This is a genomic window from Mycolicibacterium aromaticivorans JS19b1 = JCM 16368 (assembly GCF_000559085.1).
GTDB lineage: Bacteria > Actinomycetota > Actinomycetes > Mycobacteriales > Mycobacteriaceae > Mycobacterium > Mycobacterium aromaticivorans.
Window position 1 is genome coordinate 14,091 of the sequence record NZ_JALN02000005.1, and the last position, 25,403, is coordinate 39,493.

General features: G+C 64.8%; 23 protein-coding genes and 2 pseudogenes. 10 read left to right on the plus strand and 15 right to left on the minus strand.

What is annotated here, in order from left to right; translation table 11 throughout:
- Positions 1 to 357: 357 nt before the first annotated feature.
- Together Y900_RS29805 and Y900_RS29810 are read right to left on the minus strand one after the other, a co-directional pair.
- Positions 358 to 774, minus strand: a complete 417-nt coding sequence (locus Y900_RS29805; protein ID WP_051660624.1) for a hypothetical protein — start codon at positions 772 to 774, stop codon at positions 358 to 360.
- 450 nt (positions 775 to 1,224) lie between these two features.
- Entirely contained in the window at positions 1,225 to 2,919 is a 1,695-nt protein-coding gene (locus Y900_RS29810; RefSeq protein WP_036349818.1) for a cation:proton antiporter, read from the minus strand.
- 689 nt (positions 2,920 to 3,608) lie between these two features.
- Here Y900_RS29810 and Y900_RS29815 point away from each other — a divergent pair.
- Both Y900_RS29815 and Y900_RS32280 read left to right on the plus strand, forming a co-directional pair.
- Positions 3,609 to 3,938, plus strand: a complete 330-nt coding sequence (locus tag Y900_RS29815; protein WP_036349821.1) for a hypothetical protein — start codon at positions 3,609 to 3,611, stop codon at positions 3,936 to 3,938.
- A gap of 682 nt (positions 3,939 to 4,620) precedes the next feature.
- Positions 4,621 to 4,869, plus strand: a complete 249-nt coding sequence (locus Y900_RS32280; protein WP_131536400.1) for a hypothetical protein — start codon at positions 4,621 to 4,623, stop codon at positions 4,867 to 4,869.
- Positions 4,870 to 5,091: 222 nt separating this feature from the next.
- Here the strand turns inward: Y900_RS32280 and Y900_RS29825 are convergent, their stop codons facing one another.
- Positions 5,092 to 5,535 (minus strand): Hsp20/alpha crystallin family protein, encoded by a 444-nt coding sequence (locus Y900_RS29825; protein WP_036349827.1) that lies wholly within the window; start codon positions 5,533 to 5,535, stop codon positions 5,092 to 5,094.
- Between the two features lie 156 nt (positions 5,536 to 5,691).
- Between Y900_RS29825 and Y900_RS29830 the strand changes: the two genes are divergently transcribed.
- On the plus strand, positions 5,692 to 5,991 hold the full coding sequence (locus Y900_RS29830; protein ID WP_036349830.1) for a MerR family transcriptional regulator: 300 nt from the start codon (positions 5,692 to 5,694) through the stop codon (positions 5,989 to 5,991).
- Positions 5,992 to 7,331: 1,340 nt separating this feature from the next.
- On the opposite strand, the gene Y900_RS33390 is transcribed toward Y900_RS29830, so the two are convergent.
- Positions 7,332 to 8,111 carry an ANTAR domain-containing protein gene (locus Y900_RS33390; protein ID WP_237752827.1) on the minus strand — a complete coding sequence of 260 codons (780 nt, stop codon included), beginning with the start codon at positions 8,109 to 8,111 and terminating at the stop codon, positions 7,332 to 7,334.
- Positions 8,108 to 8,548, minus strand: a complete 441-nt coding sequence (locus Y900_RS29845; protein WP_036349833.1) for an Hsp20/alpha crystallin family protein — start codon at positions 8,546 to 8,548, stop codon at positions 8,108 to 8,110. Before Y900_RS29845 ends, Y900_RS33390 begins: the two co-directional genes overlap by 4 nt.
- Before the next feature lie 302 nt (positions 8,549 to 8,850).
- On the opposite strand from Y900_RS29845, the gene Y900_RS29850 reads away from it, so the two are divergent.
- The 3 genes from Y900_RS29850 (at position 8,851) to Y900_RS29860 (ending at position 10,743) form a co-directional block, all read left to right on the plus strand.
- Complete coding sequence (locus Y900_RS29850; protein ID WP_036349835.1) at positions 8,851 to 9,159, plus strand: ANTAR domain-containing protein; 309 nt, start codon at positions 8,851 to 8,853, stop codon at positions 9,157 to 9,159.
- Positions 9,146 to 9,391 carry a hypothetical protein gene (locus Y900_RS32285; RefSeq protein ID WP_036349838.1) on the plus strand — a complete coding sequence of 82 codons (246 nt, stop codon included), beginning with the start codon at positions 9,146 to 9,148 and terminating at the stop codon, positions 9,389 to 9,391. Before Y900_RS29850 ends, Y900_RS32285 begins: the two co-directional genes overlap by 14 nt.
- Positions 9,392 to 9,462: 71 nt before the next feature.
- Positions 9,463 to 10,743 carry an IS256 family transposase gene (locus tag Y900_RS29860; protein WP_036348825.1) on the plus strand — a complete coding sequence of 427 codons (1,281 nt, stop codon included), beginning with the start codon at positions 9,463 to 9,465 and terminating at the stop codon, positions 10,741 to 10,743.
- Positions 10,744 to 10,881: 138 nt separating this feature from the next.
- Here the strand turns inward: Y900_RS29860 and mobF are convergent, their stop codons facing one another.
- From mobF to Y900_RS29885, 5 genes are all read right to left on the minus strand, one after another.
- Positions 10,882 to 13,794, minus strand: a complete 2,913-nt coding sequence (gene mobF / locus Y900_RS29865; protein ID WP_036349840.1) for a MobF family relaxase — start codon at positions 13,792 to 13,794, stop codon at positions 10,882 to 10,884.
- Between the two features lie 128 nt (positions 13,795 to 13,922).
- Entirely contained in the window at positions 13,923 to 15,203 is a 1,281-nt protein-coding gene (locus Y900_RS29870; protein ID WP_036348825.1) for an IS256 family transposase, read from the minus strand.
- A gap of 226 nt (positions 15,204 to 15,429) precedes the next feature.
- Entirely contained in the window at positions 15,430 to 16,686 is a 1,257-nt protein-coding gene (locus tag Y900_RS29875; protein ID WP_237752828.1) for a rep protein, read from the minus strand.
- A gap of 289 nt (positions 16,687 to 16,975) precedes the next feature.
- The gene (locus Y900_RS29880) at positions 16,976 to 17,179 is read right to left on the minus strand and encodes a hypothetical protein (RefSeq protein ID WP_036349843.1); all 204 of its coding nucleotides are present in this window, start codon (positions 17,177 to 17,179) and stop codon (positions 16,976 to 16,978) included.
- Positions 17,180 to 17,305: 126 nt separating this feature from the next.
- On the minus strand, positions 17,306 to 17,509 hold the full coding sequence (locus tag Y900_RS29885; RefSeq protein WP_036349794.1) for a hypothetical protein: 204 nt from the start codon (positions 17,507 to 17,509) through the stop codon (positions 17,306 to 17,308).
- Between the two features lie 448 nt (positions 17,510 to 17,957).
- Between Y900_RS29885 and Y900_RS29890 the strand changes: the two genes are divergently transcribed.
- From Y900_RS29890 to Y900_RS29900, 3 genes are all read left to right on the plus strand, one after another.
- The gene (locus tag Y900_RS29890) at positions 17,958 to 18,533 is read left to right on the plus strand and encodes a nucleotide-binding protein (protein ID WP_036349799.1); all 576 of its coding nucleotides are present in this window, start codon (positions 17,958 to 17,960) and stop codon (positions 18,531 to 18,533) included.
- A complete protein-coding gene (locus Y900_RS29895) occupies positions 18,526 to 18,753 on the plus strand; it encodes a hypothetical protein (protein ID WP_036349802.1) in 228 nt (75 codons plus the stop codon). Before Y900_RS29890 ends, Y900_RS29895 begins: the two co-directional genes overlap by 8 nt.
- Positions 18,754 to 18,855: 102 nt before the next feature.
- The gene (locus Y900_RS29900; RefSeq protein WP_036349805.1) at positions 18,856 to 19,587 is read left to right on the plus strand and encodes an NYN domain-containing protein; all 732 of its coding nucleotides are present in this window, start codon (positions 18,856 to 18,858) and stop codon (positions 19,585 to 19,587) included.
- Between the two features lie 142 nt (positions 19,588 to 19,729).
- On the opposite strand, the gene Y900_RS29905 is transcribed toward Y900_RS29900, so the two are convergent.
- Complete coding sequence (locus Y900_RS29905; protein WP_237752826.1) at positions 19,730 to 20,290, minus strand: hypothetical protein; 561 nt, start codon at positions 20,288 to 20,290, stop codon at positions 19,730 to 19,732.
- A 341-nt stretch (positions 20,291 to 20,631) separates the two neighbouring features.
- Between Y900_RS29905 and Y900_RS32645 the strand changes: the two genes are divergently transcribed.
- On the plus strand, positions 20,632 to 20,790 hold the full coding sequence (locus tag Y900_RS32645; RefSeq protein ID WP_157838307.1) for a hypothetical protein: 159 nt from the start codon (positions 20,632 to 20,634) through the stop codon (positions 20,788 to 20,790).
- Positions 20,791 to 21,244: 454 nt separating this feature from the next.
- Here the strand turns inward: Y900_RS32645 and Y900_RS32650 are convergent, their stop codons facing one another.
- The 4 genes and pseudogenes from Y900_RS32650 to Y900_RS29920 all read right to left on the minus strand — a co-directional run bounded on the left by Y900_RS32650 (position 21,245) and on the right by Y900_RS29920 (position 25,084).
- Positions 21,245 to 21,403 (minus strand): hypothetical protein, encoded by a 159-nt coding sequence (locus Y900_RS32650; protein ID WP_157838308.1) that lies wholly within the window; start codon positions 21,401 to 21,403, stop codon positions 21,245 to 21,247.
- A gap of 40 nt (positions 21,404 to 21,443) precedes the next feature.
- Positions 21,444 to 23,039: pseudogene (locus Y900_RS33550) on the minus strand (Nramp family divalent metal transporter).
- 153 nt (positions 23,040 to 23,192) lie between these two features.
- Positions 23,193 to 24,446, minus strand: a pseudogene (locus Y900_RS29915) (magnesium transporter MgtE N-terminal domain-containing protein); the annotation flags it as partial.
- Positions 24,446 to 25,084 (minus strand): hypothetical protein, encoded by a 639-nt coding sequence (locus tag Y900_RS29920; protein ID WP_036349846.1) that lies wholly within the window; start codon positions 25,082 to 25,084, stop codon positions 24,446 to 24,448. The gene Y900_RS29920 and the pseudogene Y900_RS29915, both read right to left, overlap by 1 nt.
- Between the last annotated feature and the right edge of the window lie 319 nt (positions 25,085 to 25,403).

Below are 25,403 nucleotides of genomic sequence, written 5' to 3' on the forward strand. Positions count from 1 at the left end.
GCCCACAACCACACCGACGGGAGAGCGAGCGAAGAACCATTCCGCCCCGAGCACCGGCCACCCCCGGAGGGCGACCGAGCCGAAACCAAACGGGAACGCTCGCAGCCCGCTCACGGTCAAAACGGGAAAGGTCACAACGACATCGACGCGGCGATGCTAGATCAGCGCTGCACTTCTCAACACCTGACCCGCGTGGGGGCCACTCCAGCAAGCAGCACAGGCGCAACCAGCCCTGCCACGCCCGACTGTAATGGCCAAACTGTCACCCGGCCAAAACCTTCACCCATATCCTGTTCACCTGACAGGTGAACAGCTCACCGGTGCCGGGCGCGTCAGTCTGACGCACCCGGACTTGCGCTAGTGCTCGACGTGGTGTCGATCGAAAGACGGCGGCGCCCAGCCGCGGGCGTGGCGGAACCGCCGGTGCAACCACATCCGCCGAAGCCGTCCCGGGTCCCGCAGCCCCCGACGGTCCTGGGTGGTCAGTCCCAGTAGCCGGCCGTCGCTGCTCTTTGAACAGACGATGACACTGCCGTACAACAACGGCACGGTGCGCACCGAGAAGGTGGTGACCGATAGCAGCAGGCCGGTGGCCTGCTGATTCGGCCGATACCGGCCCGCCACCGCCGAGCGGAACCAAAAATCGATCACCCCATCGTTGCTGGTCAAGCAATCCACACACGAGTCACGAAGGATCGCGTTGATGGCACTCGGGGAGTACACCGTGATCTCCTGCACATCCCCAGCTGGAGTGATCAGCAACGCCGTGTACACGGCAACCCCCTTCCACAACCTCGGCAGGCAGTCCCGGCGCCACTTGAACCTTGAACCCCTCAGCACCATCATGCGCTCCGCGCACCGGCTTCGACGGGTGGGTTCACGTCCAGCGTGTTCGACCGTGTTAGTCAGCGTTGCCGCTCACGCTGCCACCTGAAACCCCACGTCGCAGGTGTGAGCTCTAATGGGCAGGAGCACGGCCAGGTCGGGGCAGACCACCAGAACACCCTGGCCCCACTGGACTTACCACATCCAAGACAGAATCCGAGACGTCTCCTTTCCCTAGATACGAGACACCGCTTCCTCCGAGGCCACGCCAATGGACGAAGATCGGAGCATAAGCCGCCGGTACAGCCGCCAGCTGCACCGCCGGGTTCGGCAAATGAGCCGCCAGCATGGATCATCCGCCGGTCCTTCAACCGGTGCCCCGGGAAGCGCGCCGACGCATTAGATCCGGCGCTCCAAGCGCGCTGAAACCGCCGCTTCCTGCAGGTCCAGCCGGTCAAGCATCGCCCGCACCGCTTCCTCGTCGACTGCACCGAGGTCGCGCTGTTCGATGAGCGACGCCCGTTGGGCTCGTAGCACCTCCCGGTATAGCGCCGCGAACACTTCAGCGCGCAGGGTGTGACTTTCTGGGCTGGGCATTTCATCAGCGTCCTGAGACTGGCGCGCTACCAAATGACGAATCTCGTCGAGCACCTTTGGGTCAATCCCGTCTGGTGGGTGCGCGCGAAAGTGGGCGAAGACTTCGACTGCAGCCTCGTGAACGACGCGTTCGGCCTTGAGCGTTTCCTCTCGGTCTTCGCCCGTATCGCCCTCACTGAAGGCTAATTTCAACCGTCGGATCAGCAGCGGTAACGTCGCGCCCTGCAGTAACACCGTGCCGACAGTGACCGCGAATGCGATCGCCTGAATCGTCGCTCGGTGGGGGAACGGTTCGCCGCTGGCTGTGGTCACCGGAACCGCGGCGGCCGCGGCCAAAGTCACCACACCGCGCATTCCCGCCCACGACACCACAACGTTGTCTTGCCAGGACAAGGGGCGGCGGTCGATTGCCGACCACCATTTGCCCGATCGAGGTGAGCGAGTGTCTGTAGTTGCGCAGGCGCTCCTGCCGCTCAGCGGCGGCGCTAGGGGCGTCGCCTTGCGGTCACGGTACTGAGACAACAGCCAGGGTCCGAACATCACGAACACCGACAGCGGTCGGATCAGCACCACGACGGCGAGCACAATCGTCGACGCCAGCCCTACGCTGGTCAACGATTCGTGCGCCTCGTTCAGGTCGTCGAGAACGAAACGCAGATGCAGTCCGATGTAGGCGAATACGAATGCCTCCAACAACACATCGAGTGAATTCCACACATAGCGTTCCTGCAGGCGCGTCTGGTAGCCGGCGACGAGGGTGCCCGAGCCGACGACGAATCCAGCGGCGACCACCGCCAGCACGCCGGAAGCGTGTACGTTCTCTGCGAGCAGGAAGGCCGCAAACGGCGCCACGAGTCCTTGGACTGTCTCTAGTGCCGGGTTGTTGAGACTTCTCCTGATCCATAGCGTGGCGTAGCCCAGCACCGCACCCACAGCCGAACCGAGCAGTGCGGTGTAGCCGAACAGCAGAGCCGGGTTGGTGATGAACGTATGACTGCCGGTGACCTGCGCGACGGCAACGGAGAACAACACCAGTGCCGCGGCATCGTTGATCAGGCTCTCACCGGTCAGGACAGCCATGACTTTCTTTGGCAGCCCGAGCCTTCGGCCGACGGCGACGGCGGTGACCGCATCCGGTGGCGCGACGATCGCACCCAACACCAGCGCACCGCCAAAGGTCAGCGGAACGACTACAAGCCACGCCGAGATGGCAGCAACGGCGAAGGCGGTCACCATCACCAACGCGACACCCAAGCCCAGAATTGGACGGATATTGCGGATGAAGGTGGGGAAGGAGAAGTTCACCGCAGCCGAAAAGAGTAAGGGCGGGAGGATGACGGCGAGCAGGACGTGCGAATCGAGTTCCGGTGTGCGGAAACCCGGCAAAAACGACGCCGCGATGCCGGTCACCACAATAATCAACGCGGGCTGCAGTCCCCATCGATCAGCGAGAGCAGTGACGATGATGGCGCCGACGACGACCAGTAACAGTTCCACGCGACGATTCCTGTCTTATCCGGCAACAATTTTATTCAGGTGCGCCCAACTGGAAATGTGACTTTTCGCCATGGTGTGTTTCACCGCAGAGTCACCTCGTGTCGCCGGGCGCGTTCACTACTCGCAGAACATGTGAGCCGGAAGACGCACTGCAGCAACGGATTACGCCGTCCTACCTGCACACTCCAGCGGTCACGGAAGCCTCTCGACGGTCTCGCGTCTACCGACTATGGCAGCGGAGCCATGAGATGAGGGAATGAGCAACCCGAACTCGTGAGAGACCAACCGGCCAGCTTAGAGAACCCCGCAGGTGCATGAAACCCAGGGAGGCTTCACGAGACACCCGTCCGGCCAAGCAATGAATAGCAGCCGGTGGGGCCGGGCCCGACATTCGTGAGAAACAACGGCCTAGGTGGGGCCCAAGTCAGATGACCACACTCAGTACTCAGTACTCACTCAGTATGGAGAGGGTCGACGCGTGCGATGTTCCCCATCATGCAGCCATGCTCATTATCAGCTAATATCTGATGGTGATCTGCACAGTGTAGGCCTGCGAAAATGAGGTAGTTGCGGTGCAATATCAAATTATCGCCCGGTGCTCGTCGCCAACCGCCAGTACGGATTACCGGGACATCACTGCGGTCAGGTATCGAGTCGATGGCGCTACGGGCAGCTGTAGTCGTGAGCAGATGATCACCCTGTTGGAACAGGGCCACACCGCCTTCGTCACAGATCGTCACGGCTATTCCGACGTTGGGATCTTCGACTTAAACAAGGTCAAATATTTGCGCACGTACTGGGGTGACTTCTGGGATGACAGGCTGATCTCGCTGCCGACGTTCGATTTCGACGTATCCCGGCATGATCCGGCTGTCGGTTCGGATGCTCAGTCCCGCCGCCGGGACGTGGGCACCTTTGTTGAGAGCGTTCATCTCGCGGCGTCACGGCTGATCGCTGTCACGCCACGGCGGCGCCACCGCCGGGAGAGCCACGAGCGCCCTGCCCTGGCCCGGATCTAGAGGGTTGCACGAAACGTGCTGGGATCGCCGCCGACTCCGCGCTGTGCATACGGCAACCCGCAACGGCGGCAACCACATCCATCTCCCTGCATCAGGGTGCGGGGAAATGTTGGTGCACGAGGGGAGTAGGGGGTGAACCAACGTGCTGGCTATGACGGCGACGCTTGGTACCTACCTTATGACGGGCCGCCGGGGCCGGCGGCCCAGGACGATGCTGGCGCGAGTTCTGCTGGCCTTTCCCGTGCACTAAGGTAACGCCATGGCGCTCCCAACGAGGTCGCCTAAGCGGCCCAGGGGTGTGGCCCGGTTCGAGAGGACGCGGCCCAGGGCGCTACGCCCAGGGCTGCGCCCGCAGGCGATAAGCTGGCCCTGATTAGAGCGGTACTGGGTCCAGTTCGATCACGTGGGGATATGCGTCATCGGGCAACGAGACGGACTCCTGCTGTTGTGCCCAGTCCCAGGGGGCGACGTCGAGGGGCATCGGCTGTCCTGGCGTGCTCCGGCGCCGGTGATCGGTGGCGGGGGTAAAGATAGCCATCACGTTTCGGTCCTTCCCGGTCCTTCTTTTCTTCTCTGCAAGCAAGTCGGCGGGTTGCTCCGTTAGGTAGTCACCTGCGATCCCTAGCCCTGGTGCCTTCTCCACCCGCAGGCGGGCCAGCCCACCCACCGGGATGTGCCTGGGGTGGGCCTGCGCCGTCTGGCCACTCTGGACGAGGGGGCCAGGGTGGGCCGTAAAACGCCGGTGTGTGCCTGGTGGCGGGCTGGCCTGCGGATGCTCTGTGATGTCATCACCTCCTTGGTGTTCTGCGCTGGATCCGGGCTGCGTGCGGAGGGCTGCGTGAGACTGCCCGTGCCGCAGGGTGCGGGCGAGACCCTCGTCGCAGGAACCGTGCCGATGCCCGGGCCGCGGACACCGGCCACCCGAACCTGAAATGGGCACATCCGGTTACCCGGGGCGCCGGCGGTGGGCACCGCGGAATCAACGGTAACGGGGCTGCCGCGGCGCATAGGATGGCGTCGACCTCGGCGAACAGCACGATCACCGCCGCAGACAACACCTGATCGAGATCCTCCGCGGGGTGATCACAGTCCATTAGCGCCGTCGTGGCGGCTAACGGCACGGATCGATCGACGGGGAGCATCACCGGCCGTCCTATCCCGCGTCGATGACCTGGCCCGGGTCGATGGCCTGCTGCTGACGATCCCCCTGGTTGACGGTGATCTTGCGGGGTTTGGCCTTTTCAGCCACCGGGATCTGCAACCGCAGCACACCGCCGCGGTAGGAGGCTGTGATCCGCTCGGTGTCGAGGTTGTCGCCGAGTACCAGCTGGCGGCTGAACACCCCCCGGGGCCGTTCCGTGGCCAGCATGTTCCGGCTGGGATCGACCTCGGGGCGCTGCGCGCGCACGGTCACCACATTGCGCTCGACATCGAGGTCCAACGACTGCTCCTCGATGCCGGGCAGATCGAACTCGACAACCAAATCGTCGCCTTCCCGCCAGGCATCCATGGGCATCACTGCCGGACGAGCCGCGGTGCCCGACACCTGCTGGGCAAAGCGGTCTAACTCCCGGAACGGGTCACTGCGTACCAACATGATTTGCCACCTCCCACATCGTCAGAGCTGTGACTGAAGGTGATCTATGCCAGATCACATATGTTTTATATAACCCAGATAGACTCTTTGAGCAACATATGAGCCCCCAAAAAAATCTTTCCCAACCCTGTGTCGACGAACGGGAGCCCCCGATCCATGACCACACCACACCACAGCGCCAGGCCGGCCCCCGACCAGGCGGTCTATGCGATCTCCGTGGCCGCCGAGTTGACCGGAGCGCCGATTCAATCCATCCGCTTATGGGAACGACACGGTTTGCTCACCCCGCACCGCACTCCCGGGGGAACCCGCCGCTACAGCGCCAACGACCTGGCCCGCATCACCCGCATCACCGCCCTGGCCGGCGCCGGGATCAACATCACGGGGATCGGCCGCATCCTGGACCTCGAAGACACCAACACTGCCCTCCGTGCCCGCTACGGCGACGGTGGGTAGTGAGTCCAGTGCTATATCACCGCTCTGCTGGACTAAATCCCGGGGGAACGGGCTTAGGCGGCTTTCGCCTCACGTTTTTGTCGGCGCTATATAGAGGACGCACTGGCGTGATGACAACTGAAATCCCGCCGATCACCCCGGTGGGCCGGTGCGCTCAGCTGAACGCAGCGAAAGCGATGCAACGGTCCGCAGCAGACCATAACCGTCTTGCCATCCTGAGCAACATCCTTGCTACCCACCAGCGCCACCCGATGTCCACCTGGAAGGGCCCCGCCATCGGGTGATGTCCGCTGATGACCGCAGTTTGGCAAGGACTTTCTTGCGGCTTGGCCGCTGGCCGCCCATAATCATGTATTCCACCTTCGACAGCGAGCTGATGTCCAAATGCGGCGCAGTCCGCGACCAATTCGGAGAAAGGGTGTGCGACGTGCGAGCGGTCAGCCGCCGTCAGTTGGAACGATCCGCACGAACATAGCCACGACGGGCTAGCCGCCGCATTCGACGCACTTGGGCCGTGAGGGAACTATCTCTACCTCGCTCAACGCCACCGCCAAGCCAATCAGCATCCCGAGCCAGACATACGGCGCAACGATTACGCGGCTTTCGCAGATGGGAACGACTGATTATCTCTACGGGCGAGCACTCGGCCACGACAAATGTCAGGCACGTTCAACTGACGTACTGTTCAACTGACGTACTGCCTGTATAGCCGCCCCGCCCCCCATCACCCCAACCAGGAGTCTCTGTCTGAGGGGTCCAATCCGACCCAGGCCCGGCGGTCGATGGGGTGGGCGAACCGTCGTCGCAGCCACCATCGGCTCAGCCAGCCCGGGGGGTGTAATTGCTCACGATACTCACTGGTCAACCCCAACAACCGGCCCTCGCTACTGCGGGAACACACCAGAACACTGCCATACAGCAACGGCGCCGTGCCGGCGCTAAAAACGGTCGTGGTCACCAGCAATCCGGTGGCCCGCCGATTCGGGGCGCCCTGGGGGGAGGCAGCAGATGATCCGAACCAAAAATCGAGCATCCCGTCGCTGCTGGTCAAACAGTCCACCCAGCGATCACCCACGATGTCAGCCACGGCATCCATGGAGTACACGGTGAGCTCCTGTATGTCCCCCGCCGCAGTAACCAAAAGCGCCGAATACATTCCGCCAGACATCCCTCCCGACTCCTATCTCAATGTTCTTCTTTTTCCTCGAGGAGCCCCGACGCACCTCTGACAGGCGCGCCTGGCGTTCGCTGACAGCGAACGCCAGGCTCAAACCCCATGCGGGCACCGCGTTGCGGGGCCGATGACCGGCAAGGGCGGCGGCTCCGGCGCGGGTTTGCTTTCACGATTCGTGAGGTTGCGCTAACCGGGTAGGACCGGAGCGGAAGGTTTCTTCGGTGATCGGCGGCGCAGCCCGCAGGTGGATGGTGCGCAGGAGCTCGGTGTAGGCGTGGGGGTCGGCCAGCGCGGCGTCGGTGTGGGGCAGGGCCCGAAAGTCGGTGACGATCTGGCGGGCAAGTATGCGCAGTTTGATGTTGCCGTGTTGGGAAAGTTCCCGCAGGACGGCGAATGCCTGGTCGGCATCGAGGCGGTAGATCAGCATCAGCATGCCTTTGGCTTGCTCGATCGTGGCCCGATCCCGGATCACATCGCTTAGCGCGGGCGTCGGGTGTGCGGCGCTCACCCGATCGAGGTACACCCCGACGGCGTCGATCAGCTGCCCGGTGGGGTCATGTCGGACAGTGGCGGCGGCGGTGATGTGATGGACCACCCCGTCGGCGTCGATGAGCCGAAACCGTGTGCGTAACGGCTCGCTGGTGCCGCGAACCCGCCCGACAAATAGCGGTGGGCGCGCGGCGTCAGCGGGATGAAGGAGGGCGCGCAGGGCGGCAGTGGTCCCCGTCAGCGGCGGGGCAGCCTCGGCACGCTCTGGTTGCGCCGAGGCTGGTGTGCACCGCCAGATCCCGGTGGGTCCATCGAGCTGGAACCACCCCACGGTGACGTCCTGGCCCGGCGAGCTCAGCGGCGGGCAACCCAGTACCGGGGTGGGGGTAGCGGTGGGCGCACCCGGGCAACCTTCCCGGTGAGCGCCCACCCCATCACCGGTAATGTGGTCGCTCACCCCTGATCAAGGGCGTGTTGGGGGGCCGGTGAACCGATTGCGATCTTGCGCGGTTTAGCGGTTTCGGCCACCGGGATCCGCACCCGCAACACCCCACTGTGGTAGTCGGCCTCGATGTGCTCGGTATCCAGGTGCTGGCCCAGCGACAGCTGCCGGCGAAACACTCCGTGTGGGCGCTCGGCAATTACCCACTGCCCGTTCTGGTCGCTGACCTCGGGCCGCTCGGCAGTGACGGTCAGCACATCATGGTCGACCTGCACATCCAGAGCATCGGGGGCGATGCCGGGCACATCAAACTCGACCACGAAACCATCGCCGTCTCGCCAGGCATCCACTGGCAGACCGCTCGGGCGGGCCGCAGTGCCCAACACCTGTTCGGTGAACCGTCCCAGATCGCGGAACGGATCAAACATCATCCCCATCGGTGTCACCTCCATTTCTGGTTCGGTAGGTCACCGACCTACCGGACTGAACTGAACCTTGGCACCCATAAAACCTTTGCTGGATGAGATATATTTCCTAATCCGTGCGGAGCCTCGACCCCTGTGCGCCCGGCCGCTTCCGGCTTGCTCGAATCGAGTGCTCAGCGTCTCAAAGCCACTACGCCGCAGGCTGGCGAACCAGGAAATATAATTCCGATATAGATGGTTTTCTGTGCCAGAAGTAAGCGATTACCTACAGAACATGTCATGGAACACTCCCGGCCCGCCGCCGGGCCGAGCACCCGAGGAGGTGACACGTGAGCACCGCTGGCTATGACCACCCCGACCCGCGCCGAGCCGCAGATCGCATGCTCGACACCGCCGAAGGGGTCCTCGTCGCGCTGCGGCGCTTCCGTCTCAACGACGCCTTCCGCGACCTGATGACCACCGCGCGCCACCACAACGTCAACCCCCTCAGCCTGGCCGACGCACTGGTCGCCCTCGCCGAAAACCACGGCGTCAACGCTCTCGACACCAACGTCGTGGCCATCGCCCGTCACACCTGGGGCCCCCTACTCGACCAGCCCCGCAACCACCCCACACCCCAAGACGATGACCACCCCTGATCCACCCCCCACCAGCAGCAACGGCCCTCAGTCGACGCCACCAGACCACCCCGACCGCGACACCCCGCATACCGTCGTAGCCCTGCTGCGCCAGCTGGGCCTCACCCACGCCTCGGCCCAACACCAAATCGACGTACTGCGCGTCTGGCTCGCCCGCAATCCCCCCAGTCCCGCCCTGCGGATGAGCCTCCACGCCAATGGCTACGGCCTCCTCCTGCGCCAGCGGCAATAGGTGGGACTGTGGATCTAACGGTGTTTCCGGCACTGACACGCTGAGTGATGCTCGGCGAGAAAGGTGCCGTGATGACGACACTGGACGATGTGGCGAAGAAGAAGGCGGCTGAGCAGTCCGAAGGCCAGAAGGCTGCGGTCGAACTGGTCCGATTGGCCCAGGAGCAGGGCTTGTCGCTGACCGGGCCCGACGGGCTGCTCAAGCAGTTGACCAAGACGGTCCTCGAGACCGCGCTCAATGAGGAGATGACCGAGCACCTCGGCTATGAGAAACACGACCCGCCCGAGACGGGGTCGGGCAACATCCGCAACGGCACCCGCACCAAGACGGTGCTGACCGACACCACCGGCCCGGTCGAACTTGACGTGCCGCGCGATCGGGCATCGACCTTCGAGCCTCAGATCGTCAAGAAACGCCAACGTCGCCTGAACGGCGTGGACGAGGTCGTGCTGTCGCTGTACGCGAAGGGCTTGACCACCGGTGAGATCTCGGCGCACTTCGCCGAGATCTACGGGGCGTCGGTATCCAAAGAGACGATCAGCCGCATCACCGACAAGGTGCTTGAGGAGATGAACGACTGGTCGGTGCGACCGCTGGATGAAACCTACGCCGCGATCTTCATCGACGCGATCGTGGTCAAGGTCCGCGACGGCCAAGTCGCCAACCGGCCGTTCTACGCTGCCATCGGGGTCACCCTGGCCGGGGAACGCGACATCCTCGGCTTGTGGGCCGGCACCGGCGGGGAGGGCGCCAAGTTCTGGATGAGCGTGCTCACCGACCTACGCAACCGCGGCATCAAGGACACCTTCTTCGTCGTCTGCGACGGGCTCAAGGGACTGCCCGAGGTGGTGGGCAATGTGTGGCCGCAGGCGATCGTGCAGACGTGCATCATTCATCTGCTGCGCAACACTTTTCGGCTCACGTCCCGCAAGTACTGGGACGAGATCAAGGGCGACGTCAAGCCGATCTACACTGCGGTCAACGCGACCGCGGCTCGGGCGGCGTTCGACGAGCTGGCCGAGAAATGGGGGCAGCGCTACCCGGCAGTGATCCGGCTCTGGGACAACGCCTGGGCGGAGTTCATTCCGTTCCTGGACTACGACGTGGAGATCCGGCGAGTGATCTGCTCGACGAACGCGATCGAGTCGCTCAACGCCCGCTACCGCCGCGCGATCAAGGCCCGCGGACACTTCCCCTCCGAGCAGGCGGCGCTCAAGTGCCTGTATCTGGTGACCCGATCACTGGACCCGACCGGTGTCGGCAGGGCACGATGGACGATGCGGTGGAAACCTGCCCTCAATGCGTTCGCGATCACCTTCGCCGACCGATTCCCGGCAGCCGAAACCTACTGATGAAAAACGCCGGAAACACCGTTAGCGAGATAGACCCCAATAGGTGGGCGTGCTAACTCGCGCCCACAGTTGGGGAGTTAAGGCATGGCAGTGCACTGAGAATTTCCGGAGAACACCGGTAACGAGATAAGCCCCTGTTTAGAGGCTGAGGTCATAGCCGGAATCTTGTTCGCGGTGTTGGCTGCGGTCCAGGTCGAGGTGCCGGTCAAGTGCCTGATCTTGTTGTGCGCGTTGGGTTTTCTGGTAGGTACTGCGGCGTCGGGTGACCGCCTGGTGGTGTTCGGCGACCAGGGAAGCGACCTGCTCGGGCAGGTATTGGGTAGGGGTGTCGGCGGCGATCTGGTGCGCGGTGTGGGCGGGTTCGTCGCGGCCGATGATCTGCCGTAGCGCGTGGGCGGCCTGGGTGGTGGTGCCGCGCTGGACGAGGTGCACCCCCTCACCGGGGGCGCTGTGTTGATGGTCAGCTTCGGTGGGGTCGCGGTGGTAGAGGTAGGCGCGGTTGGATGCCCGGCCACGGGTAAGGGCGACGTAGGCCAGGTTGCGGCTGGCAGTGTCAGCGAGCACGGTATGGGTGGTGTCGGCGGTGACGCCCTGGGCGGCGTGCACGGTGACCGCGTGCCCGAGCTGCACCTGCTCGCGCAGGTAATCGCGGTCGAAGACGGCCCACGCGCCGTCGCTGATGCGGCGGGCGGCGATGCGAGGGTGCTCGCGGTTGTCGTCGACTTTGACCACGCGCCAGCGTTGCCCGTTGCGCACCGGCGCCTCAGCCAGGATTTGGGTGCGGTTGTCGGCTTGGTAGACGGTGATGGTCGGGTCGTTACGCCGGCTGATGACCACATCCCCGGTGGTGATGTGGTGCCCGCGGGCTGCGGTCACCGTGGTGGTGTCGCGCCCTGCGGCGGTGCGCTCGGTGACGGTCTGATCGTGGACACGACGATTCAACGCATCACACATCTCCACCGTGTCGGCCAGCAGCAGGGCGTCTTTACCGGCCGCGAGATCGGTCTGGTGGGCGGCCAGCGCGTCGGCGGCCATGGTGACCTGATCCCCCGTGTGGAGTCGGTCGTGGTTGCGGTACCAGTTGATCGCGCGGCGCACCGGCGCCGGCCCGCCCTCCCGCAGCGCTAGCGACGCCGCGCGTTCGGCCGGATCGTGCTGGCGCCACACCTCCGTCAGGCGCTGCGCCCAGGGCAACTCGTCACACAGTTGGGCGAACATTCCCCCCCGGGCTTGGACAGGCTCGAGCTGATGAGCATCGCCGACCAGGACGGTTTTGGTTCCCGCCGTCGTGGTGGCTGACAGGAGTTGGCGCCAGTGGTCGGTGCCGACCATGCCGGCTTCATCAACCACGACCACATCAAAGGGACCCAACTGCAGCCGGCCATCGGCGAGGCGGGCCAGGGCGCTGTGCATGGTGTAGCCCTCGCTGGCCGCCCCTTCGGCGACGGCGACGTCGACGGCTTTTCCGGTGGGGGCGATCACGATCATCCGCGCTTTATGGCGTTTTTCGATGATGGTGCGCAACGCGCGCATGGAGGTGGTCTTCCCCGCCCCGGCCGGCGCGCTCAACGGCACCACCAACTGCGGGGTGGAGGCGATCGCGGTCACCACCTGATGCTGCTGATCCGACACGCCCAGCGCGGCTGCGGTGTGCTCGGGGTGCACCCACGCCATCGCCCGCACCGCGTGAGCGTCGACGAGGTCGAACACGCGGCGCTCCTCCGCCAAAATCAGGTCAACCGTATAGCGCTGCGAGCCTTCACGTTGATGCGCCAACCGCGGCGCGGTCAACCGCATCCCCACCGCGTCCACCGCGGCCTCGATGAGCTGGCGCGGCATCCCCGCGCCAGCTCCGCCACCGCTGGCGGGGTCGGCGTCGTCGACGAGTAGCGGCAGTTGGGCGCCGATGATTTCGACCAGATCCGCCCGCGTCAACGCCGCCTTATCCCCCCGGGCCGCCATTGCCGCCACCGCCCGCCGATCCACCACCACACCGCCACGACGCGACACGCGTGCCGCGGCGGTGCGCGCGGCTTCCTCGCGCGCGGCGCGGGCCTCACGCTGCGCCGCACGCGACAGCACCAGACCACGCGTGTCGGCGCGCCATCCCGCACGCAGTTCAGCCCAGGACATCGACTCGGGTTTACGCGGCCGGGTGGCCTTCTGCGCGACCGCCAACTGCCCCTGCGACAACCCCGCACCCCCCTCAACGAGGGTCAGATTTGAGGCCGCCCACTGCCGCAATTGCGTCGACCGTTGTGACCATGCGGCGATATTTTTCGGGTCGATTCCGGCGACCTCCGCCATCCCCGTGGAGGGGTCGATCGGCCCCCACTCGATACCGGTCAGCCGATGCAGTTCATAGCGCAGGGTGGCCTGATAAATGATCCCCGCCGCCCGGGCTTCATGGAACAAACTGGTGCCGTCAATCGACACCAGCCGGCCATCAGCGCGGGCTTGGCGGTTGGGCACCAACACGTGGGTGTGCAGGTGCGGATCACCCGCCCGTGAGGTCTCATGCTGGTAGGCCGCCGCCACCAAACCGGGCAGTTTGTGGAGGTCCTTTAGCCCGGTGACGGGGTTGTGCATCCGGGTGTAGCCGGCATGGTCGGCCAGGTATTCGAGAGCCTCGGCGAGCGCCGTCTGGTGCGCCGCGGACACTGCTTTGTCGATCACGTCATCCCCGAACGCGCGCACCAACGACACGGACTTCGGAGCGCAAAACGTCAAATCAAACCCGTGCACACCCGTCGTGCCGTGCGCACGTCCACACTCCCCACTGGGGGCCACACCCTCATCCAGCCAGCGCGCCACCACCTCCGGATCAGCATCCCCACCGCCGCGTTCACTGCCACTCAACCCGACCAAATCCGCCGCCGCACGAGCATCCCCCGCGCACGCCCACACCGGGGTGCGAGTGTCGCGTTCGGCGTAATACTCCGCCAACCCACCATTAGCCCGCTGACGGTCTTTCACCGCATCACCCACCGCCCGCGCGGTGTCGTTGTAATAGTTCACCGACCACAACGACAACTTCGCCACCGTCAACAACCCGCACCACCCCCCTCAGACCTCGCCGGGGCCGCCCGCCGCAACGGCTAGGGCGACGCTACGACGGACGGCACCACCAGCCTCGCCCAACGGGTCTATCTCGCTAACGGTGTTTCCGGCGTTTTTCATCAGTAGGTTTCGGCTGCCGGGAATCGGTCGGCGAAGGTGATCGCGAACGCATTGAGGGCAGGTTTCCACCGCATCGTCCATCGTGCCCTGCCGACACCGGTCGGGTCCAGTGATCGGGTCACCAGATACAGGCACTTGAGCGCCGCCTGCTCGGAGGGGAAGTGTCCGCGGGCCTTGATCGCGCGGCGGTAGCGGGCGTTGAGCGACTCGATCGCGTTCGTCGAGCAGATCACTCGCCGGATCTCCACGTCGTAGTCCAGGAACGGAATGAACTCCGCCCAGGCGTTGTCCCAGAGCCGGATCACTGCCGGGTAGCGCTGCCCCCATTTCTCGGCCAGCTCGTCGAACGCCGCCCGAGCCGCGGTCGCGTTGACCGCAGTGTAGATCGGCTTGACGTCGCCCTTGATCTCGTCCCAGTACTTGCGGGACGTGAGCCGAAAAGTGTTGCGCAGCAGATGAATGATGCACGTCTGCACGATCGCCTGCGGCCACACATTGCCCACCACCTCGGGCAGTCCCTTGAGCCCGTCGCAGACGACGAAGAAGGTGTCCTTGATGCCGCGGTTGCGTAGGTCGGTGAGCACGCTCATCCAGAACTTGGCGCCCTCCCCGCCGGTGCCGGCCCACAAGCCGAGGATGTCGCGTTCCCCGGCCAGGGTGACCCCGATGGCAGCGTAGAACGGCCGGTTGGCGACTTGGCCGTCGCGGACCTTGACCACGATCGCGTCGATGAAGATCGCGGCGTAGGTTTCATCCAGCGGTCGCACCGACCAGTCGTTCATCTCCTCAAGCACCTTGTCGGTGATGCGGCTGATCGTCTCTTTGGATACCGACGCCCCGTAGATCTCGGCGAAGTGCGCCGAGATCTCACCGGTGGTCAAGCCCTTCGCGTACAGCGACAGCACGACCTCGTCCACGCCGTTCAGGCGACGTTGGCGTTTCTTGACGATCTGAGGCTCGAAGGTCGATGCCCGATCGCGCGGCACGTCAAGTTCGACCGGGCCGGTGGTGTCGGTCAGCACCGTCTTGGTGCGGGTGCCGTTGCGGATGTTGCCCGACCCCGTCTCGGGCGGGTCGTGTTTCTCATAGCCGAGGTGCTCGGTCATCTCCTCATTGAGCGCGGTCTCGAGGACCGTCTTGGTCAACTGCTTGAGCAGCCCGTCGGGCCCGGTCAGCGACAAGCCCTGCTCCTGGGCCAATCGGACCAGTTCGACCGCAGCCTTCTGGCCTTCGGACTGCTCAGCCGCCTTCTTCTTCGCCACATCGTCCAGTGTCGTCATCACGGCACCTTTCTCGCCGAGCATCACTCAGCGTGTCAGTGCCGGAAACACCGTTAGATCCACAGTCCCCGCCCAACTTGTGCAAATGTGCCAGACATCCTACTAGGCGATTGGAGTAGGTATTCTGGTGGCAGTGAACCCCCGGGGGGTGGCGAGTAAGTGATTTGATGGGTGGCGGCGCATGGGGCGGTGGAGATCGGTAGAAGCAGCGGTGTTGGACGAGCTGTTATGTCTGCTGGAGGAGCGTGAGGACACCGTCGGCCTCGACGCGTTGATGAGCTATCTCGTGGACGGCGTCAGCGTTCCCGCCTACCGACCACCGGGCCAGTTGTGGGACATCGCCACCGTCGGGCCGGAGGCACCGCCCACTGTCCTCTGAGGTGTCGAGAGACGTCTCCGGAACGTCCCACGGTGGGTGGGCAGGACGAGCGCGCAGTATGCGGCGGATCTCGTGCTGGGCGGCGGCGATGCGTGCGTGTTGGGCGGCGGTCAACGGCACCGGGTGCGGCGTCTTCTGGTCGATGCGGTCGGCGGCGCAGCCGCCGACCTTTGTCGGGGGCTGCGCGGTGGTCCAGGTGAGTCGTCGGAGTCGGCTGGACAGGAACGCGCCGGGGTTGGTGATGTGGTCGGGCCAGGTCGCGCCGCGGGCGCGCATGTCGGCGTTCAGCGCGTCGGTGATGTCCTGTGCTGTCCATACCAGCGGGTCGATACCGGCTGCGGTGAGCGCATCGCAGATGGTGCCGATGTGGACGCGGTCGAGGCCGTGGGCCGCAGCGACGAGGGCCGCGGCGAGGCGTTGGGTGGCCAGTGGTCGCGGTGTGGTCCGCCGGGGCGGGCACACTGCACGGGTTTTGAATCCCTTTCGTGAATCTTCATGAGCGGGCGCGCTGGCGCGCCCGCTTGGTGAGTTTCTCCCTACGGGAGTTAAAAGACTAAGACCGCCTGACGGCGGTAGGTGGAAATCCTGCACAGGGTCATGCACAGGACGAGGCGATGCCGGGCGGGCTTCGCGGCGCGGCACCAGGTGGTACACCGAGGGTCTACGGCCGACGCTGGGGGTGCCCGGTGAGCCGTGTCCGCGTTGGGCCTCCACGGCCCATTGGGAGGCCCGTAGGACCCGCCAGGCGGCCGTAATGGTGCGTACGTCACAGCCCACCCGGGCGGCGATGGTGGCACGGGTTACGGCGACGTGGCGGCCGGTGGCGTGATCGGCGTGCTCGGCCATCACCCCGGCGATCGACAACAGCGTCGTCGCGGTGATCGACACCCGCTGCTCCGTGCACAGCTGGCCCAGGGCCGGCGACTGCGCCCAACGCTGGAGCCCGTCGAGCCAACTGCTGCGGCTGGTCCACATCGGCGCCCGCGGCCCACACGCGCCGGCGCGCTCGACCCAGCCGCGGCGGCGCTCATTGTTCAGCGCTCGGGCGACGTGCGGTGTGGGCGCGATAGCGGCGCCCAGCGGCGCCGGCCACGCACTGCTCACCCGAGCTGATCGGGCGGTGAGGAAGTCACGATTTGCGCACTGATTGCGCGCCATTTCTGGAACGTCAGACAGGCGTGCGCTACCGTGAGAGCTGTCGGTCAAGACAGTCCCTTCGGGGAAATGGGTACGGAAGACCCGGAACCGAGTTCGCAGCTCGGTTTGAACCTCCAGACGTGGCCCCGCCTAAGGCGGGGCCTTCGTCATTCAGCGGGGGTTCCGCACACCAGCTATTCAGATGTCACGTTTGGCCTTACGGCTAAGTCCAGCCAGCAGCCGCGGCGCATACCGGTCACATCGCCAGCGGCAGCTCCTCCCTTGACTTGTGAAGTGCAAGGACAAGCTCGGGATGGCCGACGTGCTCGGCTAGCAGGTCTGCGACGTACTGCCCCATCGGGATACCGAGCTCGGCCGCCCTCTGTTTGACGATGTCGTAGACCACCCGAGGGGGGCGCGTCATGATCTGGGCGCGGTCACCTTTATGCGGTTGAGCCATGAGCAGGACTCTGCCAGCCGGAACAAGCTGTAACTGATAGCGACACGCGGTTTGTGTGGACCTGTGTGACGCGTGTGGTTCACGCGGCCGGGTGGCCTCTCCCCTGCTGTGCGCCCGTCATCGCGGTCATGGTCGTCTGGTGAGAATCGCGATGGCGGCTTGAATGACGACGCCCAGGATGGCGCCGATGACGCGTCCGGTATCTCCGATGGTGAGCTTGGATTCCGGGTTGCGGGCGTGGATGCGATCAGCGAGGACGCAGACCGTCACGACGGTAGCCACGACTCCGAGGATGGCGACGATCCACACGGCCAGGTCAGTTCCGCTCATAGTTGATGCTCTTTCTCTGGTTGGTCGGGAAAGCGGCTCCCGGAGCGGGGCGTGAGAGCTCCGCTCTTTTCTTCTGGGCGGAACTGGGCTGTTTTCCACGGCACTGCCGCACCTTTCTCGTCGTGGCAACTCGGTCATTGGTGAAGTACCGGGGCGAGAGCTGTTTTCCGTCGTGCGGTGCGGCAGGTAGTTCTCTGGCACTCATCGGGAGGTATATGCCGGTGGGGTGCAGCGGCGGGGTCGCGAGGTACGGGCCATGAAAGAAGGGGTGCTTGGGGGTGTAGCTTTCACGCCCTCTAATGACCTGCTGGAGGCCGATTTGCCGACAAGACGGGTGGTGACAATTTGGTAACGACTCGCAGAAATACCGGGTCTACGTCGATAGACGTAACGACGTAATAGCGTGTTGACGTATATGCGTCATTGCGCTGTGACGTAAGGTTTGGCCATGCCTACGGTTTCTTTGGTCCACACCAAGGGCGGCGTTGCGAAGACGACGTCGGCGGTGTATCTCGCGACTGCTGCCCATCGCCGCGGTCGCGATGTCGTACTTGTTGATGCCGACCCGCAGGGCTCGGCGCTGGAATGGGCGGCGGCCGCCCAGGATGACCCCTTGCCGTTTCCGGTGGTGCCGGCACGCCGACCCCTGGACGTCAGTGGCCGCCAGGAGTTGACGATCGTGGACACTCCCCCGGGTACGGCGCAGGTTATTCAGGAAGCGATCGAGCTGGCCGATTTGGTCGTGGTGCCCACGGGGGCTTCACCGCTGGATGTCCGCCGGGTATGGCCGACTTTGGAGATCACCGCACACCGCCCCACGGCGGTGCTGCTGACCGGCGTCGATCTACGAACCCGACTAGCCGACGAGGTGAAGACCCTGCTGGAGGACGAGGGCGTGCCGGTGATCGAAACGCGGATTGTCCGCCGTGAGGGCATCCGCCGGGCGTTCGGGTCTACACCGAATCACCTGTACGGCTACGACGACGTGTTCGACGAGCTGATGGGGGCATTGGTTCATGTCTGACTTGACTTCGAAGATGGCCGCACGAGTGAAGACAGAACCCGCCAAGCGGGCGGCTGAGGCGTTCCGCTCCCCCACTGACGATATGCAGCGCGCCACCGTTTATCTGCCACGCGCGACGGTGCGCGGACTGAAGCAGGCTGCACTGGACCGGGACACGAGCATGAGCAAAATCCTCACCGACCTGGCCGATCGGTGGTTAGCCCAGAACGCAAAGACGTAAGAACGTAAATGCGTCATTACGTCCTTACGTTAACAACTTCATGCCCCCAGCCGGGATCGTCCTGGCGGGCGATTGCGTGCCCGCCAGTTAGCGTCTGTTTCTATGCGAGTGGGTGTGTACATCGATGGTTTCAACCTGTACTACGGCGGCAAGTTCATCTGCGGATCTGGCACGGCCGGCTGGCGATGGCTTGACCTGCGCGCCTTGGCGACGCGGCTGATGGCCAACCAATCGGCTTGGAGCGGTGCGACCGTTGAACGCATCGTGTACTGCACTGCGCGTATCTCAGGAGCTGACAACCGCGTCGGCAGTCGAGAACAGGACGCCTACCTCGCCGCTTTGACCCGCGCCGCTGTCGTGGATCACATCGAAGAGGGCAACTACGTCAACCGCGTCACCTCCGCGCCCCTGGCCACCAAAGACCGACGCGGGCGTCCGGTTCTCACCACCCCAGCTTGGCCGGTAACCATTAAAGATGGTGCCGGGCAGAATGCCCCCGACGCGCGGTTCTTCGTTTCTGTTGCCCGGCGCGAGGAGAAGGGCTCCGATGTAAATGTGGCCGCCCACCTGCTGCTGGACATCCTCGAAAACCGCATCGACGCCGCGCTGGTGATCAGCAACGACAGCGACCTGAAATTTCCTGTCCAGGCCGCACGTGACCGCGTCCCGGTCGGCACCATCAACCCGACCAAAAACCAGACCGCAGGAAAGCTGCGGGGGCGACCGTCGGACGGGGTAGGCAACCACTGGTGGTACCAGCTGGTCGCCGCAGATTTCCAGTCCTGCCAACTCCCGGACCCCGCTGGCGGGGTGTCTAAGCCGCCGCCCTGGTGACCTGCCCGACAGGGGAGGGGAATTGCGTGGACGCAACGCGCGTTGCATAATTGCGGAATACCACCCGTCCCCGGCAGGGGACGGGTTTTTTCTTGCCCAACGTAAGGACGTAATGACGTATATGCGTCGTTACGTCCTTACGTCATGATTGCGTATTGAAGCGCTTTTCCCAGGCTGGGTAGCTGCCGAGGCTACGAAGAAGGGGAGCGGTGAGTGCTGCCACGACCTGGTCGGGGTTTTCGTCGAGGTCGGCTAGTGAGGCTTCGGTTGCTCTCTCGTAGATGTTTTCTGTGTAGACGGGTCCTTTGTCGCCGAAGTTCTGGTCGGCGATGATCCATGACGTCGAGTCGCGTAGGCCATTCATGGAGAGGGCGAACCGCCAACTTCCGGTGTAGCCCCAGCGGTGCGACACTGCAGCGGCCAGGCGGGCAAGCAAGCTGACGTGCCCGATGATCAGTCTTTCGAAGACCAGCGTGAGGTCGGGTGGGGGAGGGGACACGTTGCTGAATGAGCGGGTGGTCACGGCGCGCTCCGATGCCAACACGAGTCGGCCGGACTCATAGAGCACGATCTCGGCGGCGGAGTCCTTGCCGGCGAAGCGTTGCCCGTCGTACATGCCGGTGGTCAACGCGAGGCCAGACGAGCATGTCTTCTCGCGCGCCGACCGGGTCGGCCAGCACGACGAGCAGAGGAGCAGCGTCACCAACGAGTTCGGTACGGATCGAGCGGGCTTCAGCTCGTAGATCGCGGCGGTCCGCCAGGCGCCGGTCTAGGAGGCGTACGACCTCGGGGTTGGGCACCCCCATCGGGGCCAGGCAACCCCTCACCGTCGTCGGCCGTCTCGTCCGTGCTCGTCGTGATTGCCACCCGGTGTGGTCCTCCTCGTGCAAGCGGTCCATACCAAGACTCATATGCAGCGCAACTCGGTAATTCCCCAACACCCTAATGTGATTTAGATCACGCATTTGACCTGGGGAAACGTGCCTGCGGCCTGCATAAGAGCTTACAGAAACAACCGATTCGCGAACCCCTTTAGGAGGTGTCATGATCACCCTGATCGCGCTCACGGTGACGATGTTCTTCATCGCGGCCACCGCCGTCACCATCGCGCTGCGCTGGCCAGCCACCATCACCTGGGTCCACGTCACCGTGGCCGTGGTCGCTCCCATCGCCGCCGAAACGATCAACCTGTTCGTCCGCTGAACTGGCCAAACAGACGGCATAATTGCGCAATACCACCCGTCCCCGGCAGGGGCGGGTTTTTCTTTGCCTTCATGGGCCGCCCCAGCTCACCGCGGCCTGTGGCGTCGTGACGTAATCACGTACTTACGTTATTACGTCACGACGCACCACTTCATCCAACCTGGGATGCAACGACAGATCAGAAGGTTAGGGGTCGGGCCGTGTCCCGATAACGAAGGTTTTCGGGACGCCGAAGAGCCACCGTCCCGCCTTAGCCTTGGACCATCCTCAGACTGTCAATCGGACGGTTCCTGGTCGCGTGATCTTTCGTGGCACGCCCCATGCTGCCTCTAGAGCCGTACGCGACCTCTCTCAACGCGTCCCTCAAGTCAAGAATGGTCCTGAACAAAGGGCCGCAACCGTGGTCACAAGACACCCGATGAATAAAGGTGAGCTGTCTCGGTCGAGAACACGCTTAGCGGCCCCGTCGGCCCCACAGGATCAGCAGTGTCACCGTCGCGATCACCGCGATCGTCACTAGCAGGATCGTGGAGCCGATGATCACCGCGTGGTGGCTGTACTGCGGTAGCGGGGTCGATGCCACGGCCAGCGAGCCACCGAGTGCGGTGCTCACATCCGCCGGTCCCTGCACCGGCGCGCGGTGCGGCGCATGGTCATCCGCCGCCGAGTTGGACGGCTTTGACGATGAGCAGGATCGCGCCGACGACCAGGTAGCCGCGTAGGGCGAGCATGCCGAGTTTGGTTCCGGCCGACCAGGTGACGGGTTCCAGCAAGGCCAGGGGCGGCATGCGCCACGACATCTTCTCAGGCCCGTCGATCACGGTCACTGGGGCCGGGGCCCTGGGGTTTCGGCGTTGCAACCACTTCAGCACCCCGACCGCGAGGATGGCCAGGATGACGATGCCTGCGGCGAGGTACGCGGTGACGGTCACGACGTCCAAGTCGGGAAATAGGGTGGTGGCCATCAGGATCCCCGACAGCAACAGCAGCACCGCGACGATGAACACCGCGACGACGTTGAGCCAGCGCCGGTTCACCCACGGGCCCAACACCTCCCGGTCGTTGCACAACAACAGCAGGAACACACTCGCACTCGGCAGCAGCAGACCCGCCAGTGCCTGCACCGCAGTGGTGATCAGACCCAACGGCGCACCCGGATCAGCACGATCCCAGCGGCGGCGGCGACCATCGCGATGTAGGAGACGTAGAACGGTTTGGCGTCGGCAAACCCGCGGTGCAGGGAGTGTTTCAGGCCGAACACGTCGCCGAAGGCGTAGCTGGTGGCCAAGGTCACCGCTGCCGCACCCACGATGGAGGCATCCAGCAGCACGATCGCGAAGACCGGACCCAGCACACTGCTATGCGCCGACAGCAGACGGGCGATGTCTCCGGCGTCGCCGAAGTTGCCCTCACTGCCGGTGGAGCGGGCCGCCCAGTCCGCGGTCATCACCAACGCAGCCGCACCGATGACCACCACGAACGCGCCTATGGTGGTGTCGGCGCGCTCGTAACTGATGAAGCGCGGGTGATGCGCTTGTCGACGATGTTGGACTGCTGAAAGAACAGCTGCCACGGCGCAACGGTGGTGCCCACGATCGCAATGATCAGCAGCACCGCATCCGAGCTGAGCCCACCCTTGATGCCCGGCACGACGAAGGCCTGTGCGGCCGCCCCCACTGGGGGTGCGACAGCAGCAGCATCGGGATCTGCAGCAGGGTGATCGCGATGAACACGAACATGGCGCGTTCCCAGCGACGGAAACTGCCCGAGGCCATGATCGCCACCAACGCCACCGCGGCCGTCGGGACGACGATGTACTTCGAGACACCGAAATAGGCGGCGGCCAACGAGACGCCGATGAACTCGGTGACGATGGTCAGGAAGTTCAGCAGGAACAGATCCCCCACGGAGAACCAGCCCCACCCGCGGCCGAAGCGTTCGTTGATCAGCCGGGCATGGCCCACCCCGGTGACCGCTCCGAGGCGGACCACCATCTCCTGGTTGACGATCAGCACCGGGATCAGCAACAGCAGCACCCAGAGAAGGCTGTAGCCGTAGTTTTGGCCGGCCTGGGCGTAGGTGGCGACACCGCCGGCGTCGTTGTCGCCGACCATCACGATGATCCCGGGCCCGAGGATCGCCAACAGTGTCAGCAGCCGGGTCTTGAGCGTGCGGCCCTGATCGCTGTCGCCGACGCTGACCCGGCCGAACGCGCCTTCGATGTCACCGAGATGGGCGCTGTCCAACACCGCCGACGCCTGAGGCGCTGCAGGGGCTGGAGTCGGCTCGGGTCCCGGCGCGCTGGTGGACGCGGCCTGTGGGGTGACATCAGCAGCGGGAGCCTGATCCGGTGCCGTGGGGTCGGTGGTGCCTACCGGCGGGTGGGAGTCAGCCATGACCGGCCCGTCCTGGGCACCGACGACGTCGCGGATCGGGCGCGGCGCGGGTTCGCGGCGCCGCCAGTCCTCGGGGATGGTGGCCTCCAGGACGTCATCGAAGGTCACCACACCGACCACCCGGTCGCCCTCGTCGACGACGGGGATGGCGACCAGGTTGTAGTCGGCCATCAGCAGGGCGACGTCGGTCAGGTCGGCTTCCGGGGTGACTCGGATCGGGTCGACGTCGAGCAGCTCGGTGATCGGGGTGTGGGGGTCGGATTGCAGCAGCCGGATCACCGAGACCACCCCGACCAGTTCGCCGGCCTCGTTGACCCCGTGCATCTTGAGCAACGCCTCGGGTTGCATCGCCCGGGCGGCAGCGATGATCGAAAGAGCTTGCGCGGCAGTGGCATCCGTCGAACACGACGCCACGTCGACGCTCATCAACCCGCCCGCGGTCGAGGGGTTGAACCCCATCAGCGTGATGACCTTGGTGCGCTGCCCCGCCGGCAGCAGCTCCAGCACCCGGCGACGGCGGGACTGGCGCAGATCGGCGATCGCGTCCGCCGCGTCGTCGGCCCGCATCCGGGCCAATACCCCGGCGACCTCGGTATCAGTCATGTCGCCCAGGATCTTGGTGGCCTTGTCGGGGTCGAGTTCCTCGAAGACGTCGGCCTCCAACTCCGGGTCGGAGTGGAGGCGGTCGAGGATTTCTCCACCCTCGTCTTTGTCGGCGTCCTCCAGCAGGTCCGCGATCTGGGCCGGCTTCAGCTTCGACATCCGCCCGCCCGCGCGCTCCAACACGCTCGCCGTGTGCCCGATGAGCGGTTCGAAGGACTTCCAGTCCCGGCTGGCATGCCCCCCACCGGATTTGATCAACCCGAACAGCCGCGCCGGCCGGCGGGTATCCAGCCGTGCCAGCACCCAGCCCGCCCCGGTGTCCTCGAGCTCGATGTCGTAGGCATGCACCAACTCCGCGGCCGCGACGTCGATGAGCCGGTGATCGAGGACGTCGGTGCGCAACAGAACCTCGCCGTCACGGCGTTCGAACTCGCGCAGATCCACCTTGTTCTTCGACAGATCGACGTGTTCCTGGGTCAGGTCGGTGATCTGCCCGGACGACACGTACACCCGACGGCCGCCGATCCCTACCACCAGGCCGGTGACCGGCGGATACCCCTCGGCACCGCGCAGGCTGACGATGACGTCCTCGACCCGGCCCACCGCGTCACCGGCCTTCGCGACGACCGGACGACCCAGGAGATCGGACAGATGGATCACCGGCCGTGACGCCGTGGCGCTCCACCATCAGGCGGGACTTCATGCATAGTGACTCTTCCTTCTCGATGAGACGATCGCGGCCGTGCCGAATGTCGCGGTTCCATATGCGCACGACCACGTGAACACTGGCGACACCGATCTCGACCACCGTCGGTAGACACCCAAACCTGGGACATGTGGATGGATCGTCCACAGAGGTCGTTAGTCACCGGGCCCTCGATCACGACCCTTACGCCGGGCCGCGTACCGAGGGCTGTAGCCAGTGCGAGATCCCGTAGGGTCGCGCATCTGGCTACCACGTAGACGGCAAGGAGAAGTGCTGGCCCGATCACGCTGGCCAGTAACCCCAACCCGGCGAGGTGCCCGATCAGCGCGATCAGGCCAATGACGATGTTCGCCAGCGCGGCGACCTCCATGATCAGCACGGCGATCACGACCCGGCGCCGCCGCCTCACGTCGTCAACGGTGGTCTGGCGCTGCTGATCGAGGTCAGTTTCATCGGCGACTTCCGCGCGAAGCAACTCAAGCAGGGCGACCGGGACGTCGGTCGCCACGCTGACATCCCCGACGTCGTCGCCGCGGCGCAGCATCAGCGCCGCCAACCCGGACCCGCACGCTGGCGTGGCGATCGTCATCGGCCTCCGGCAGTGGGGCCGTTGATCGCTTGGGAGTCATTCCCAGGTCACCGAGGAACGCCGGGTTCGATCCGGCGGACGCCGCCCGCGGGGGAGTGCGCCGCGTGCGGGACCGTCGTTTCTTGGGCATGTCCTCAGTATGACCAGGTCGGACGGGTCGCAACATCGAGCCATTCCTGTCAATCTCCTGTCGCCACAGGTGCCTATCGGCGGGTACACCTGCTAGACGCGCGGCGGGCCGCCACCCACATCGTCCGGAGGTCCTGGGTTGGGAATTTGGACGGGTAGGGGTGTCGGCCATGTCGGCCATCACCTCGAC